At 60.2% G+C, this 14,855-nt stretch carries 15 protein-coding genes; all 15 read left to right on the top strand.

Translation table 11 applies throughout. The annotated features are described in order from the left end of the window. Positions 1–88 precede the first annotated feature (88 nt). The 15 genes from ACQZ5N_RS01915 to lipA all read left to right on the top strand — a co-directional run bounded on the left by ACQZ5N_RS01915 (position 89) and on the right by lipA (position 14,674). A complete protein-coding gene (locus tag ACQZ5N_RS01915; RefSeq protein WP_448731909.1) occupies positions 89–964 on the top strand; it encodes a sugar phosphate isomerase/epimerase family protein in 876 nt (291 codons plus the stop codon). 55 nt (positions 965–1,019) lie between these two features. Next, positions 1,020–2,012 (top strand): dihydroxyacetone kinase subunit DhaK, encoded by a 993-nt coding sequence (locus ACQZ5N_RS01920; RefSeq protein WP_448731910.1) that lies wholly within the window; start codon positions 1,020–1,022, stop codon positions 2,010–2,012. A gap of 11 nt (positions 2,013–2,023) precedes the next feature. Then, a complete protein-coding gene (dhaL, locus tag ACQZ5N_RS01925; RefSeq protein WP_448731911.1) occupies positions 2,024–2,668 on the top strand; it encodes a dihydroxyacetone kinase subunit DhaL in 645 nt (214 codons plus the stop codon). 61 nt (positions 2,669–2,729) lie between these two features. Next, complete coding sequence (derI, locus tag ACQZ5N_RS01930; protein WP_003521371.1) at positions 2,730–3,167, top strand: D-erythrulose-4-phosphate isomerase; 438 nt, start codon at positions 2,730–2,732, stop codon at positions 3,165–3,167. A gap of 126 nt (positions 3,168–3,293) precedes the next feature. Next, the gene (locus ACQZ5N_RS01935; protein WP_448731912.1) at positions 3,294–4,163 is read left to right on the top strand and encodes a VOC family protein; all 870 of its coding nucleotides are present in this window, start codon (positions 3,294–3,296) and stop codon (positions 4,161–4,163) included. After that, a complete protein-coding gene (kdsA, locus tag ACQZ5N_RS01940; RefSeq protein WP_304982544.1) occupies positions 4,163–5,008 on the top strand; it encodes a 3-deoxy-8-phosphooctulonate synthase in 846 nt (281 codons plus the stop codon). Before ACQZ5N_RS01935 ends, kdsA begins: the two co-directional genes overlap by 1 nt. Positions 5,009–5,159: 151 nt before the next feature. Beyond that, positions 5,160–6,434, top strand: a complete 1,275-nt coding sequence (gene eno / locus ACQZ5N_RS01945; RefSeq protein ID WP_003521367.1) for a phosphopyruvate hydratase — start codon at positions 5,160–5,162, stop codon at positions 6,432–6,434. A 317-nt stretch (positions 6,435–6,751) separates the two neighbouring features. Beyond that, on the top strand, positions 6,752–7,069 hold the full coding sequence (locus ACQZ5N_RS01950; RefSeq protein WP_448731913.1) for an FtsB family cell division protein: 318 nt from the start codon (positions 6,752–6,754) through the stop codon (positions 7,067–7,069). Positions 7,070–7,222: 153 nt separating this feature from the next. Next, positions 7,223–8,266, top strand: a complete 1,044-nt coding sequence (gene pdhA, locus ACQZ5N_RS01955; protein WP_003521366.1) for a pyruvate dehydrogenase (acetyl-transferring) E1 component subunit alpha — start codon at positions 7,223–7,225, stop codon at positions 8,264–8,266. A gap of 17 nt (positions 8,267–8,283) precedes the next feature. Further along, complete coding sequence (locus tag ACQZ5N_RS01960; RefSeq protein WP_269830876.1) at positions 8,284–9,696, top strand: pyruvate dehydrogenase complex E1 component subunit beta; 1,413 nt, start codon at positions 8,284–8,286, stop codon at positions 9,694–9,696. Positions 9,697–9,710: 14 nt separating this feature from the next. Beyond that, positions 9,711–11,087 (top strand): pyruvate dehydrogenase complex dihydrolipoamide acetyltransferase, encoded by a 1,377-nt coding sequence (locus tag ACQZ5N_RS01965; RefSeq protein ID WP_448731914.1) that lies wholly within the window; start codon positions 9,711–9,713, stop codon positions 11,085–11,087. Between the two features lie 12 nt (positions 11,088–11,099). Continuing rightward, positions 11,100–11,744 (top strand): SGNH/GDSL hydrolase family protein, encoded by a 645-nt coding sequence (locus tag ACQZ5N_RS01970; RefSeq protein WP_035217458.1) that lies wholly within the window; start codon positions 11,100–11,102, stop codon positions 11,742–11,744. A 60-nt stretch (positions 11,745–11,804) separates the two neighbouring features. Next, on the top strand, positions 11,805–13,250 hold the full coding sequence (gene lpdA, locus ACQZ5N_RS01975) for a dihydrolipoyl dehydrogenase (protein WP_003502607.1): 1,446 nt from the start codon (positions 11,805–11,807) through the stop codon (positions 13,248–13,250). Between the two features lie 100 nt (positions 13,251–13,350). Then, on the top strand, positions 13,351–13,599 hold the full coding sequence (locus tag ACQZ5N_RS01980; RefSeq protein ID WP_003521362.1) for a GlsB/YeaQ/YmgE family stress response membrane protein: 249 nt from the start codon (positions 13,351–13,353) through the stop codon (positions 13,597–13,599). A 103-nt stretch (positions 13,600–13,702) separates the two neighbouring features. After that, positions 13,703–14,674 carry a lipoyl synthase gene (gene lipA / locus ACQZ5N_RS01985; RefSeq protein WP_448731915.1) on the top strand — a complete coding sequence of 324 codons (972 nt, stop codon included), beginning with the start codon at positions 13,703–13,705 and terminating at the stop codon, positions 14,672–14,674. The last annotated feature ends 181 nt before the right edge of the window (positions 14,675–14,855 follow it).

The following is a 14,855-nucleotide window of genomic DNA, read 5'->3' on the forward strand; positions in this document are numbered from 1 at the left end:
GGACCTCTCCGTCATTTTCCGGTCGGAATAATGAGGTTGCAGCGTGATCGGCATCGTCCCTTCGGCTGCGGCTCAAGGGGAGGATTGCATGAAAGATCGCATCATATCGGCGTCCGGCGCGCCATATGACGGCTATGGGCGCGAGGAGATGCTGGAGAGCATCGCCAGGATCGGTTTTCGCCATGTGGAGCCTGCCTTTATCGTCGGTTACACCGAACCATTCGACGAAAGCGCGTTCCTGCCGGCTGAAATGGCCTCATGGCGCCGCTCGCTGAGCGATGCCGGGCTCGGCTGCCATGCCATGTCGTCGCATATCGATCTTGGACTGGACGATTCCGTAGAAATTTTCACCGGCAGAATGGCTTTTGCGGCGGGAATCGGCGCGAAGGTAGTCGCCACCAATGCCTCGGCCCGGCAGCGCGAAGACCGGTTCCTGCGCAATATCGAGGTGCTTCTGCGCCGTGCCGAGGCCTTCGGCATCGTGATCGGACTGGAAAATCCCGGCGATGGCAGCGACAATCTTTTCAACATCGCGCAGGAGGGCATCGCGCTCACGCGGCGTTTCGGCTCCCCATGGCTGGGGCTGAATTATGACGCGGCCAATACCGCGTCCCATCGTCCGCAACTCAAAAATTTTGCCGATGACGCGGTGGCGGCGCTGCCCGCCTCGGTTCACGCACATATCAAGGATGTGAAGCACACGCCGGAAGGCTGGTTTTTCGTGCCGGTGGGCGAGGGCGATATCGATTGCGACAAGCTGCTCGGTGAGATTGCCAAAAAGCCGGAGATGCCGATCAGCATCGAGTTTCCAGCGCGCCTTCACCGTCGCGCGGATGCCCAGCCGGTAAGGCGTATCAGCCCCGCATCGCTTCGGGAAATAGAGCAGGCTCTGACGGTTTCGCTTGACGCGGTCAAAAGAGGATTGGCCGGGAGCGGAGCCGAAAGCTCGGCCGCTGTCGCCTGAGAGGCGGCCCGAGAAGCGGTAGGGGCTGGCGTAGACGGCATAAAGGAGGAGAAGAATGCAGAGATTTGTGAATAACCCCGACGAGGTGGTCGAGGATACGGTGAAAGGCTTCGTCAAGGCCCATCGCGACATCGTGCGCCTTGCGGAAAATCCGCGTGTCGTCGTTGCCAGGGGCGCGCCGGTCGCCGGCAAGGTCGGCGTGGTCACGGGCGGCGGCTCGGGCCACGAGCCGGCCTTTATCGGTTACACTGGCCGCAACATGCTGGATGCCGTCGCCGTCGGCGAATTGTTTTCATCACCCACGGCCAAGAGCTTTCACGACGCCATCCGCGAGGCTAATGGCGGCAGGGGCGTGATCTTGCTCTACGGCAATTATGCCGGCGACAATATGAATGTGAAGATGGCGACAAAGCTCGCCGCCAAAGACGGCATCGAGATCGCAACCGTCGTCGCCAATGACGATGTGTGTTCCGCGGCCCCGGACGAGCGTGAGAAACGCCGCGGTGTCGCCGGCGAAATCTTCATGTGGAAGATCGGCGGCGCCAAGGCGGCAAGCGGCGCTTCGCTGGAGGAGGTGCGGGCAACCGCCCAGAAGGCCATCGACAATTGCCGCTCCATCGGCGTCGGTCTCGGCCCCTGCACCCTGCCGGCGGTCGGCCATCCCAACTTTCAGATCGAACCGGGCACGATGGAAGTGGGCATAGGCCACCATGGCGAACCCGGCGTTCGCGTCGAGAAGCTGAAATCCGCTGCTGAGGTGGCGAAGGACATGTGCAAGATCGTGCTCGACGATCACAACCTGCCGGCTGGCAGCGAGGTGGCGGTGCTGGTCTCCGGGCTTGGTGCGACGCCCGTCAACGAACTCTACATCCTCAACGACACGATAGAATCCGAGATTTCGGCGCGTGGCCTGAAAATCCACAAAACCTATATCGGCAACTATTTCACGTCGCTTGAGATGGTGGGCGCGACTTTGACCGTGATGGCGCTGGATGACGAGCTGAAACCGCTGCTCGATGCCGAGGCGCTTTGCACCGTTATGCTGTGAGGAGAAAATTCATGCAGTCTTTTCAGAACGCCAAGGCCGGCGATATCGTTCTCTCCATGGCCGAAAGGATCATCGAAAACCGCGGCTATCTCAGCGAGATCGACGGCAAGATCGGCGATGGCGACCATGGCGTGAACATGGCCAAGGGATTCGGCATGGCCGCAGACCGGCTGAGAGGGCAGGACGCCTCGCTTGCCAAGGCGCTCGATACGCTCGGCACGATCCTGATGACGGAAATCGGCGGCTCCATGGGGCCTCTTTATGGGGTGATGTTTACGGAATTCGCCGAGAAAATCGAAAATGCCGACGTTATTGATGCACTGTCCTTCAGCAGAATGCTGCATGCCGGCCTCGAAGGCGTCAGTTCCATCGGCTCGGCCAAGGTGGGCGACAAGACGCTGCTGGATACGCTGGTGCCGGCCGTTACGGCATTCGACACCGCCACCTCCTCGGGCGCATCATTCCACGATGCCGCCGCAGCCCTTGTCGCTGCCGCCGAAACCGGCAGGGATTCGACCATCAATCTCGTGGCGAAGATCGGCCGAGCCAGCCGTCTCGGCGAGCGCTCGCTCGGTGTTCTCGATGCGGGCGCCACCTCCTGCGCGCTCATCCTGCGCAGCCTTGCCGAAGGCGCACAGGCCAGATTGCGATCGTGAAAACAGAAGATAGCGGCTACAGCCCGTCGGGGCTTACGCGCGACTAACGGGAGATTTGGAAATGAGAATTGTCGCGGGCGCCGACAGCGCCGGAAAACCCCTGCTGGATGCGGTGCTCGCCCATCTCTCAGGCAGGCAAGGGCTGACGGTCGTGGATCGAAGCCAGGACGGATTTTATGCCGATCTGGCCGAAGCCGTGGCCGGCAGCATCATCGCCGGCGAATTCGATCGCGGCCTCTTGTTTTGCGGAACCGGCATCGGCGTCTGCATTTCCGCCAACAAGGTGCCCGGCATCCGCGCCGCCTTGACCCATGACACCTATTCCGCCGAACGCGCGGCGAAATCCAACAACGCCCAGATCATCACCATGGGCGCTCGCGTGATCGGCCCGGAACTGGCGAAAGCCATCGTCGACACCTGGCTGGCATCGGATTTCGATCCGAAAGGGTCTTCGGCGAAAAACGTGGAGGCCATCAACCGTCTCGACGCCTGCCGGTAAGCCATAGGTGCGTGGCTAGGCCGGCCCGGCGAAGCTGATCGTTTGCATTGCTGGCGTCATCTGTGCTTTGGTCACGCACAAACCGGCTCGGCTTGACGCCCTGCCGCGCAGCACAGGGGCTCGAAAATGGCGAACCGAAATAGTGTCGATCATCTCGTTTTGCCGGTACAGTCTCTTGCCGTGGCGAAAGACCGCCTTGAGCTTCTCGGCTTCACCGTCGCTCCGGAGGCCCTCCATCCCTTCGGCACGCAGAATGCCTGCGTTTTCTTCACGGACGGCACCTATCTGGAACCGCTCGCCATTGCTGATCCGGCTAAATATAATGACTCGGTGAACAGGGGCGACGTGTTCACCGGTAGGGATCGAGCCTTTCGGCAGCGTCATGGCGAGGACGGTTTTTCGGCCCTGGTGGCAAGAAGCGAAAGCGCCATTGCCGATCATGACAGGTTTTCCGCGTCCGGCTTCTCGGCAGGCGATATCTTTGAATTTTCACGGCCCGTGCGGATGCCGGACGGCTCACAGAGTGAGGCGGCATTCCGGCTGGCTTTCGCAGCGAGCGGCGCGGCTTCGGATTTCTTTCTGTTCAGTTGCCAGCGATTGCTGGCTTTGCCGAACGACCGGGCGGCGCTGGAGCGCCACGCCAATGGTGCTTCCGGTCTCAGCGAGATCGTTCTGTTTTCCGGCGGCGATCCGAACGCGGTCCGTCTGATCGAAACGGTATTTGCCTGTGAGGAGGAGATGTCTCCAGATGGAGATATTATTTTTGCAACCGGCAATGCGCACATCAGGCTGAACCAAAAACCGGCCTTCAGCGAAAGCCTGCCCAATCCTCCCAATGGACTGCACGGCGCAGGCATCGTCTTTTCCGTTGACGATCTTGCCGTGACAGAAGCGGTGCTTGCTGCTAATGGCGTCTCCAGCGCAGAAGCGGGCGGCCGTCTGGTGGTGTCCGCCGCGCCCGGTCAGGGCGTTGCATTCGCCTTCGAGGAAAAATGATGAGCGTTACGAACAATCTCAAAGTCACCGCCGGCGACGGCGCCAATTCGGTTTCTTTTTCCAATACAGAGCGATTTTCCCTGATCGCCGGCCCGTGCCAGATGGAAAGCCGGGAGCACGCCTTCATGGTGGCGGGCGTCCTGAAGGAGCTTTGCGACAAGCTGGGGATCGGCCTCGTTTATAAGTCATCCTTCGACAAGGCGAACCGTACTTCGCTTTCCGGCAAGCGCGGCATCGGCCTTGAGAGCGCCATGCAGGTTTTCGCCGATCTCAAGAAGGAATTCGGCTTTCCTGTTTTGACCGACATTCACACCGAAGAACAATGCGCCATCGTGTCCGAAGTGGTGGATGTGCTGCAGATTCCGGCCTTTCTCAGCCGCCAGACCGATCTTCTCGTCGCCGCCGCGAAAACCGGCCGCGTCATCAATGTCAAGAAGGGCCAGTTCCTCGCCCCCTGGGACATGAAGAACGTGCTGGCCAAGCTGAATGAGAGCGGCAATCCGAATGTGCTTCTGTGTGAGCGCGGCGCCTCCTTCGGTTACAACACGCTTGTTTCCGACATGCGCTCGCTGCCGATCATGGCTTCGCTCGGCGCGCCTGTTGTCTTTGACGCCACCCATTCGGTGCAGCAGCCGGGCGGGCAGGGCGGTTCCACGGGCGGCCAGCGCGAATTCGTCGAGACTCTGGCGCGGGCGGCGGTTGCGGTCGGTGTCGCAGGCCTCTTCATCGAGACGCATGAGGATCCGGACAATGCACCGTCCGACGGTCCCAACATGGTTCATCTGAAGGACATGCCGAAACTGCTGGAAAAGCTGCTCGCTTTCGACGCCATCACCAAAGCCTAAGGGGCGGCGGGGCGTTACGGCGGGCACTGTCTGTGCCAATCGATTTTAATGGCGGGCGGGCCGTTTCTGCCGCCCGTCGTCATTGTAATTTCTTCGCCATCGTCTAAGACAGGCGACGGAAAATATCTGTTCCATTCCCAAGGGAGAGACCATGACTGCCATTACCGATATCATCGCGCGCGAAATCCTCGACAGCCGCGGCAACCCGACCGTTGAAGTCGATGTTTACCTCGAAGACGGCTCCATGGGCCGCGCCGCCGTTCCTTCGGGCGCCTCCACCGGCGCGCATGAGGCGGTTGAGCTGCGCGATGGCGGCAAGCGTTATCTCGGCAAGGGCGTGGAAAAGGCGGTTGAAGCCGTCAATACGGAAATCTTCGACGCCATCGGCGGTTTCGACGCCGAGAACCAGATTCAGATCGACCAGACGATGATCGTGCTCGACGGCACGCCGAACAAGTCGCGCATCGGCGCCAACGCTATCCTCGGCGTATCGCTTGCCGTCGCCAAGGCTGCCGCCGAAGCTTCCGGCCTGCCGCTTTACCGTTATGTCGGCGGCCCGAACGCGCATCTTCTGCCGGTTCCGATGATGAACATCATCAATGGCGGTGCGCATGCCGATAACCCCATCGACTTCCAGGAATTCATGATCCTGCCGGTCGGCGCGGAAAACATCCGCGAAGCCGTGCGCATGGGTTCTGAAGTGTTCCATACGCTGAAGAAAGAACTGGCGGCACAGGGCCACAACACCAATGTCGGCGACGAGGGCGGTTTCGCACCGGGTCTCGAAAGCGCACCGGCCGCGCTCGATTTCATCATGAAGTCGATTGAAAAGGCCGGTTATCGTCCGGGCGACGACATGTTCGTCGGTCTCGACTGTGCCTCGACCGAATTCTTCAAGGACGGAAAATACGTTCTCGAAGGCGAAGGCCGCACGCTGGAATCGGGCGCAATGGCGGAATATCTGGCGGAACTCGTCGCCAAATACCCGATCATTTCCATCGAAGACGGCATGGCCGAAGACGACTGGGAAGGCTGGAAGACGCTGACCGATCTCATCGGCAACAAGTGCCAGCTCGTCGGCGACGATCTCTTCGTCACCAACTCCGCGCGTCTTCGCGACGGCATCAAGATGGGCGTTGCAAACTCCATCCTCGTCAAGGTCAACCAGATCGGTTCGCTCTCCGAGACGCTGGATGCGGTCGAGACAGCGCACAAGGCCGGTTACACCGCCGTCATGTCGCACCGTTCAGGCGAAACCGAAGATTCCACCATCGCCGATCTCGCGGTCGCTACGAACTGCGGTCAGATCAAGACCGGCTCGCTCGCCCGTTCCGACCGGCTCGCAAAGTACAACCAGCTGATCCGCATCGAGGAAATGCTGGGTCCGCAGGCTGCTTACGCCGGCCGCTCGATCCTGCGCGGGTAACGTGTGTTCGCGGGGCGGTAGAGCCCCGCTGACCGGCTGACCGAGGTTGACAACAGGTCTGGCAACACATTCGACGTCATCCTCGGCCTTGTGCCGAGGATCTGCCAATGTCCCACCAACTTGAGACGTTGCAGATGCTCGGGACAGGCCCGAGCATGACGGAGGAGAGATTGACGGACTTCGTCAGCAGTTTGAGCCCGCACTCCGGCGGGCTTTTTTGCGTCCATCTGCCGATTGGAATTTAAGGTCAACGGATAGTTAAACAATCAGCCTTAGTCTCGAGACTCACGTTATGCGTTTTAAGGCTTCTCTCCGGCATGTGGACCAGACATCATAAAAAGAGACGATTCGGCCGTTTGATCGTTCCGGCCATCACGATCGCTTTTCTTTCCTATTTCGGCTATCATTGCATTCATGGCGACTTCGGCCTGCAGGCGACGGAGCGGCTGGAGCGGCAGCGTATCACCCGCACTGCGGAGCTTGCCAAGCTGACGCAGGCGCGTGTGGCGCTGGAACGGCAGGTGGAATTGATGAGCGATGGCTCGCTGGAGCGGGACATGATCGACGAGATTTCCCGTTACCAGTTGAATATGTCCCGCACGGACGAAATCGTCATCATGAACACATATTTCTAATTAACCGAAATCGAGTTAATTTAACATTTCTGATTTATTCACAGCATCTTAGCGTGAATATGTGCCATGCGTTTAAAGCATTGCTGCATGGCATTTTCTTGCATATGGTACGCGCCACTCTATCCATTCAAACGGCAACTCAGGGAGGGATGAATGGCGCCGCGAAAACCAGCGACCGTATCCGGCCGCAAGACCACGGCAAAGGCCGCAACCGAATTCACCGGCAAGAACAGCCCGGACTTCTCGAAGGAAGAAGAGCTTCACGCTTATCGTGAAATGTTGCTCATCCGCCGTTTCGAGGAAAAGGCCGGCCAGCTCTACGGCATGGGCTTCATCGGTGGTTTCTGTCACCTCTACATCGGTCAGGAAGCTGTCGTCGTCGGCATGCAGATGTCGCAGAAGGAAGGCGATCAGGTTATCACCGCTTACCGTGACCACGGCCACATGCTGGCGCTCGGCATGAGCGCGCGTGGCGTCATGGCCGAGTTGACCGGCCGCAGGGGCGGCCTGTCGAAGGGCAAGGGCGGCTCGATGCACATGTTCTCCAAGGAGAAACATTTCTACGGCGGCCACGGCATCGTCGGTGCGCAGGTTTCGCTCGGAACCGGTCTCGCTTTCGCCAACCGCTATCGCGGCAACGACAATGTCTCCGTGACCTATTTCGGTGACGGCGCCGCCAACCAGGGCCAGGTCTACGAGAGCTTCAACATGGCCGCTCTCTGGAAGCTGCCGATCATCTATATCGTCGAGAACAACCGTTACGCCATGGGCACCTCCACCGCCCGCGCCACCGCTCAGTCGAACTACTCGCTGCGCGGCCAGTCCTTCGGCATTCCCGGCATCCAGGTGGATGGCATGGACGTGCGCGCCGTCAAGGCCGCCGCCGATCAGGCGCTGGAACATTGCCGTTCCGGCAAGGGTCCGATCATTTTGGAAATGCTGACCTACCGTTATCGTGGTCACTCCATGTCCGACCCGGCGAAATACCGTTCGAAAGACGAAGTGCAGAAGATGCGCTCCGAACATGACCCGATCGAGCAGGTCAAGGCACGGCTTCTGGAGCAGGGCTGGGCAAGCGAAGACGAACTCAAGGCCATCGACAAGGATGTCCGTGATATCGTCGCCGACAGCGCCGACTTCGCCCAGAACGACCCAGAGCCGGATGTATCCGAGCTCTACACCGACATTCTGCTCTGATCGGGAAAGGGAAACCCATGCCAGTAGAAATTCTTATGCCCGCCCTTTCCCCGACCATGGAGGAAGGCACGCTTTCCAAATGGCTTAAAAAGGAAGGCGACAAGGTCACCTCCGGCGACGTGATCGCCGAGATCGAGACCGACAAGGCGACCATGGAAGTGGAAGCCGTGGACGAGGGCATCATCGGCAAGCTGCTGATCGATGCCGGCACCGAAGGCGTCAAGGTCAACACGCCGATCGCAGTCCTCCTCCAGGAAGGTGAAAGCGCCGACGACGTCGCGTCCGCTCCCGCGCCGAAGGCTGAAGCCGCAAATTCCGATTCGGATGCGGCTGGCGGCAAGACCCGCGAAGCGACCGAGGAGCCGAGCGCTGCCAAGGAAGCCGCCAAGGTTCCGGCAGCACCCAAGATCGAAGTTGCTGCCGATCCGGATATTCCGGCAGGCACGGAAATGGTGATGACGACGGTGCGTGAAGCGCTGCGCGACGCCATGGCCGAAGAAATGCGCGCCGACGAAAAAGTCTTCGTCATGGGTGAGGAAGTCGCCGAATATCAGGGCGCTTACAAGATCACCCAGGGCCTGTTGCAGGAATTCGGTGAGCGTCGCGTCATCGATACCCCGATCACCGAGCACGGCTTTGCCGGTATCGGCGTCGGTGCAGCGATGACGGGCCTGCGGCCTATCGTCGAGTTCATGACCTTCAACTTCGCCATGCAGGCGATCGACCAGATCGTCAACTCGGCGGCGAAGACGCTTTACATGTCGGGTGGCCAGATGGGCGCTCCGATGGTGTTCCGTGGTCCGTCCGGTGCGGCTGCCCGCGTCGGTGCACAGCATTCGCAATGTTACGCCGCATGGTACAGCCATATTCCAGGCCTCAAGGTCGTCATGCCTTACACGGCAGCTGACGCCAAGGGTCTGCTCAAGGCCGCCATCCGCGATCCGAACCCGGTCATCTTCCTCGAGAATGAAATTCTCTACGGCCAGAGCTTCGAAGTGCCGAAGCTCGATGATTTCGTGCTGCCGATCGGCAAGGCACGCATTCACCGCAAGGGCAAGGATGCGACCATCGTTTCCTTCGGCATCGGCATGACCTACGCGATCAAGGCCGTTGCGGAACTCGAAAAGCTCGGCATCGACGTCGAACTGATCGATCTGCGCACCATCCGCCCGATGGATCTGCCCACCGTCATCGAATCGGTCAAGAAGACCGGTCGTCTGGTTACGGTCGAGGAAGGTTTCCCGCAGTCATCGGTCGGTGACTTCATCGCCAACCAGGTCATGCGCGCCGCTTTCGACTATCTCGATGCGCCGATCCTGACGATCGCCGGCAAGGATGTTCCGATGCCTTACGCGGCAAACCTCGAAAAGCTGGCTCTGCCGAACGTCGATGAAGTCGTTCAGGCCGTCAAAACCGTCTGCTACAAGTAAGGGGAGGCGTTTCGATGCCGATAAACATCACCATGCCTGCCCTTTCTCCGACGATGGAAGAGGGCAATCTGGCCAAGTGGCTGGTCAAGGAAGGCGACAAGGTCGCACCCGGTGACGTGATCGCCGAGATCGAGACCGACAAGGCGACCATGGAAGTGGAAGCCGTTGACGAAGGCACGGTCGCCAAGCTGGTCGTTCCGGCCGGCACCGAAGCGGTCAAGGTCAACGCCCTGATCGCCATCCTCGCCGCCGATGGCGAGGATGTTGCCGAGGCGGCAAAGGGCGGCGCTGCCGCTCCTGCCAAGGCGGAAGCAAAGGCCGAGGCACCCAAGCAGGAAGCCAAGGTAGAAGCTGCTGCCCCGGCAGTCGCTGGAAACGGTTTTGTCGGTAATTCAAGTCCAGCTTCGGCTGGAGGCGACCGTGTCGGCAATGGCGCTCCTGCGTCGGCGTCCGGCGAGCGCATCTTCGCTTCGCCGCTTGCTCGCCGTCTTGCCAAGGAAGCCGGTCTCGACCTCTCGGCCGTTTCCGGTTCCGGCCCGCATGGCCGTATCGTCAAGACCGACGTGGAAAAGGCCGCCGCTTCCGGTGGCGCAAAGGCCGCACCGTCTGCTGCAGCAGCTGCTGGCGCACCGGCTCCGGCCCTTGCCAAGGGTCAGTCGGACGAAGCCGTTCTCAAGCTGTTCGAACAGGGTTCCTACGAGCTTGTGCCGCATGACGGCATGCGCAAGGTCATCGCTAAGCGTCTGGTCGAATCCAAGCAGACGGTTCCGCATTTCTACGTTTCCGTGGATTGCGAGCTCGATACACTTCTGGCGCTGCGCGCCCAGCTCAATGCGGCTGCTCCCGAAAAGGATGGCAAGCCCGCCTACAAGCTGTCGGTCAACGACATGGTCATCAAGGCGCTGGCTCTTGCGCTGCGCGATGTGCCTGACGCCAACGTCTCCTGGACGGAAAGCGCCATGGTCAAGCACAAGCATTCGGATGTCGGCGTCGCCGTTTCCATTCCGGGTGGTCTGATCACGCCGATCATCCGCAAGGCGGAAGAAAAGTCGCTCTCTACCATCTCCAACGAGATGAAGGACTACGGCAAGCGCGCCAAGGAGCGCAAGCTGAAGCCCGAGGAGTATCAGGGCGGCACGACCGCCGTGTCCAACATGGGCATGATGGGCGTGAAGAGCTTCTCGGCCGTCATCAACCCGCCGCATGCCACCATTCTGGCGGTCGGTGCGGGCGAACAGCGGGCAGTCGTGAAGAACGGCGAGATCAAGATCGCCAACGTCATGACGGTTACGCTCTCCACCGACCACCGCTGCGTCGATGGCGCGCTCGGAGCCGAACTGATCGGCGCCTTCAAGCGCTACATCGAAAACCCGATGGGCATGCTGGTTTGATCGGAGCGTGACATGGTGAAATCGGTCCTCTGCTTTGGCGATTCCCTGACCTGGGGATCAAATGCGGAAACGGGTGGCCGTCACAGCCATGACGATCTTTGGCCGAGCGTCTTGCAAAAGGCGCTCGGTCCCGATGTGCACGTGATCCACGAAGGGCTGGGCGGCCGTACCACCGCCTATGACGATCTGACGGCCGATTGCGACCGCAATGGCGCAAGGCTTCTGCCGACGCTGCTGCACAGCCATGCGCCGCTCGATCTCGTCATCATCATGCTCGGCACCAACGACATGAAACCGTCGATCCATGGATCGGCCATTGTCGCCATGAAGGGTATCGAGCGATTGGTGAAACTCACGCGCAATCACGTCTGGCAAGTCGCGGACTGGGAAGCGCCGGATGTTCTGATCGTCGCGCCGCCGCAGCTTTGCGAAACGGCAAACCCCGTGATGGGGGCGATCTATCGCGATGCGATCGATGAATCGGCCATGCTGGCTTCGGTTTATCGGGACCTTGCAGACGACCTCGATTGCGGTTTTTTCGATGCCGGCTCCGTTGCCCGCACGACGCCGGTGGACGGCGTTCATCTCGATGCTGAAAACACGCGGGCCATCGGCCGCGGGCTGGAGCCCGTCGTCCGCATGATGCTCGGACTTTGACACTCATTCTCGTTTCGGGGCGGTTTGCCGTCACCCGAATAAGACAAGGCAGGATTTCCAATGGCTCAATCTTATGACGTCATCATCATCGGTTCGGGACCGGGCGGTTATATTGCCGCGATCCGCGCAGCCCAGCTCGGCATGAAGGTTGCCGTCGTGGAGCGCGAGCATCTGGCCGGCATCTGCTCCAACTGGGGCTGCATTCCCACCAAGGCCCTGCTGCGCACCGCCGATGTCATGCACACCGCCACCCATGCCAAGGATTACGGCCTGACGCTGGAAGGCTCGATCAAGCCGGACGTCAAGGCAATCGTGGCGCGTTCGCGCGGCATTGCCGCGCGCATGAACAATGGCGTCGGTTTCCTGTTCAAGAAGAACAAGGTCGATATCATCTGGGGTGAAGCAAAAATTACCAAGCCGGGTGAAATCGTCGTCGGCAAGTCCACCAAGCCGGTGGTTCAGCCGCAGGGTCCGGTTCCGAAGAACACGCTGGGCGAGGGCACCTATACCGCCAAGCACATCATCGTCGCGACAGGTGCGCGCCCGCGCGCGCTGCCCGGTATCGAGCCCGATGGCAAGCTGATCTGGACCTATTTCGAGGCGATGAAGCCGGAAGAACTGCCGAAGTCGCTGCTCGTCATGGGCTCGGGCGCCATCGGCATCGAATTCGCCAGCTTCTACCGCACCATGGGCGTCGACGTCACCGTCGTCGAGATCATGAGCCAGGTCATGCCGGTCGAGGATGCGGAAATCTCCACCTTCGCCAAGAAGCAGCTCGAAAAGCAGGGCATGAAAATTCACCTTGAAACCAAGGTTTCCAAGGTTGAGAAGGGCGCGAACTCCATCACCGCGACGCTGGAGAAGAAGGACGGTTCTTCCGAGAAGATCACCGCCGACCGCATGATTTCGGCCGTCGGCGTCGTCGCCAATATCGAAGGCATCGGGCTTGAGGCTGCCGGCGTGAAGACCGATCGCGGCTTCATCGTCATCGACGGCTACGGCAAGACCAACGTACCGGGCATCTATGCCATCGGCGATGTTGCCGGCCCGCCGCTGCTCGCCCACAAGGCCGAGCATGAGGCAGTGATCTGCGTCGAAAAGATCGCCGGTCTGCCGAATGTCCATCCGATGGACAAGCTCAAGATTCCGGGCTGCACCTATTGCAATCCGCAGGTCGCCTCTGTGGGGCTCACCGAAGCCAAGGCCAAGGAGCAGGGCCGCGACATCCGGGTCGGACGCTTCTCCTTTGCGGCGAACGGCAAGGCCGTGGCGCTCGGCGAAGATCAGGGCATGGTCAAGACCATCTTCGACAAGAAGACCGGCGAGCTGCTCGGTGCGCATATGGTCGGTGCGGAAGTCACCGAACTCATTCAGGGCTTCGTTGTTGCGATGAACCTCGAGACCACTGAAGAAGACCTGATGCACACGATCTTCCCGCATCCGACCATTTCGGAATCGATGAAGGAAAGCGTGCTCGACGCCTATGGGCGTGTGCTGAACGCATAAGTGCTCCGTGATACCCGGCATTGTCTAACCATGCCGGGTGTCCCATATGTCTCGATGCAGGCTCCTTAAATGGGGGCTGGTTCTTTCAGGGAGCGTGGGAATGGAAAGTGTAGGCTGGATTGCAGCAATCATCATCGGCGGTCTCGCCGGCTGGCTTGCGGGCAAGCTCATGGATATGCGCTTCGGCATTTTCATGAACATCATCCTCGGCATTGTCGGTTCGGTGGTTGCGGTTGCGGTGCTTCGAACCTTCGATGTTTTCGTGCAGGACAGCAGGCTCGGCTATTTCGTCACGTCGTTCATCGGCGCCAGCCTGTTGCTGTTTCTGGCGAAGCTGGTACGGCGCTGACAGGCTTCGTGGCCGGAAGGGGCTTACGCTTTTTCTGGAATTGTTCTAAAGCATCGGGCCAACAGATGTTTAGGTCGCCAGGGGCGATGGAAGCAGGTTTTTAATGGTCACTATTCTCGACAGGACGTCGTCCGACGAAAAGCGCATTCGCCACCCGGAAAAGGCGCACAAGCCCGATACCGAGGTCATGCGCAAGCCGGAATGGATCCGCGTCAAGGCGCCGACCTCCAAGGGCTATCACGAGACGCGTGAACTGGTGCGTTCGCACAAGCTGGTGACGGTGTGCGAGGAAGCCGGCTGTCCGAATATCGGCGAATGCTGGGACAAGAAACACGCGACCTTCATGATCATGGGTGAAATCTGCACCCGCGCCTGCGCTTTCTGCAACGTCGCGACCGGCAAGCCCAATCCGCTGGATATGGCCGAGCCCGAGAATGTCGCCAAGGCCGTCAAGCAGATGGGCCTTTCCCACGTCGTCATCACCTCGGTCGACCGCGACGATCTCGCCGATGGCGGCGCTGAACATTTCGAGAAGGTCATCTGGGCGATCCGTGCTGCGTCTCCGACGACGACCATCGAAATCCTCACCCCCGACTTCCTGAAGAAGCCCGGCGCGCTGGAACGGGTCGTCGCCGCCAAGCCCGATGTCTTCAACCACAATATGGAAACCGTGCCGGGCAATTACCTCACGGTTCGCCCCGGCGCGCGCTATTTCCACTCTGTGCGCCTTCTGCAGCGGGTGAAGGAACTCGATCCCACCATGTTCACCAAGTCGGGCATCATGGTCGGCCTCGGCGAAGAGCGCAACGAAGTGTTGCAGCTGATGGACGACCTGCGCAGCGCCGATGTGGACTTCCTGACCATCGGCCAATATCTGCAGCCGACCCGCAAGCACCACAAGGTCGAGGCCTTCGTGACGCCGGAAGAGTTCAAGTCCTACGAGACCGTGGCTTATACCAAGGGCTTCCTGATGGTGTCTTCCAGCCCGCTGACCCGCTCCTCGCACCATGCCGGCGACGATTTCGAACGCCTGCGTGCGGCCCGCGAGAACAAGCTGCTGGCAGCTGCTGAGTAAGGGACAAAGGTTCGGCAACATAGGTTGCTGCATCGGGCGATATACGCTCTCTCTACCGTCATGCTCGGGCTTGTCCCGAGCATCTGCAACCTATCGATTGTACGATACGTGATTGGATCCTCGGGACAGGCCCGAGGATGACGCGAGTGGGAGGCGAGGCTTGTGAAATGGCTCCGCCGCC

The organism is Agrobacterium sp. 22-221-1, assembly GCF_053522445.1.

Excerpts from the sequence above, each read along its gene's own strand:
- ACQZ5N_RS01915 (WP_448731909.1), top strand. The coding sequence starts at position 89 with ATGAAAGATCGCATCATATCGGCGTCCGGCGCGCCATATGACGGCTAT.
- ACQZ5N_RS01920 (WP_448731910.1), top strand. The coding sequence starts at position 1,020 with ATGCAGAGATTTGTGAATAACCCCGACGAGGTGGTCGAGGATACGGTG.
- dhaL (WP_448731911.1), top strand. The coding sequence starts at position 2,024 with ATGCAGTCTTTTCAGAACGCCAAGGCCGGCGATATCGTTCTCTCCATG.
- derI (WP_003521371.1), top strand. The coding sequence starts at position 2,730 with ATGAGAATTGTCGCGGGCGCCGACAGCGCCGGAAAACCCCTGCTGGAT.
- ACQZ5N_RS01935 (WP_448731912.1), top strand. The coding sequence starts at position 3,294 with ATGGCGAACCGAAATAGTGTCGATCATCTCGTTTTGCCGGTACAGTCT.
- kdsA (WP_304982544.1), top strand. The coding sequence starts at position 4,163 with ATGAGCGTTACGAACAATCTCAAAGTCACCGCCGGCGACGGCGCCAAT.
- eno (WP_003521367.1), top strand. The coding sequence starts at position 5,160 with ATGACTGCCATTACCGATATCATCGCGCGCGAAATCCTCGACAGCCGC.
- ACQZ5N_RS01950 (WP_448731913.1), top strand. The coding sequence starts at position 6,752 with ATGTGGACCAGACATCATAAAAAGAGACGATTCGGCCGTTTGATCGTT.
- pdhA (WP_003521366.1), top strand. The coding sequence starts at position 7,223 with ATGGCGCCGCGAAAACCAGCGACCGTATCCGGCCGCAAGACCACGGCA.
- ACQZ5N_RS01960 (WP_269830876.1), top strand. The coding sequence starts at position 8,284 with ATGCCAGTAGAAATTCTTATGCCCGCCCTTTCCCCGACCATGGAGGAA.
- ACQZ5N_RS01965 (WP_448731914.1), top strand. The coding sequence starts at position 9,711 with ATGCCGATAAACATCACCATGCCTGCCCTTTCTCCGACGATGGAAGAG.
- ACQZ5N_RS01970 (WP_035217458.1), top strand. The coding sequence starts at position 11,100 with ATGGTGAAATCGGTCCTCTGCTTTGGCGATTCCCTGACCTGGGGATCA.
- lpdA (WP_003502607.1), top strand. The coding sequence starts at position 11,805 with ATGGCTCAATCTTATGACGTCATCATCATCGGTTCGGGACCGGGCGGT.
- ACQZ5N_RS01980 (WP_003521362.1), top strand. The coding sequence starts at position 13,351 with ATGGAAAGTGTAGGCTGGATTGCAGCAATCATCATCGGCGGTCTCGCC.
- lipA (WP_448731915.1), top strand. The coding sequence starts at position 13,703 with ATGGTCACTATTCTCGACAGGACGTCGTCCGACGAAAAGCGCATTCGC.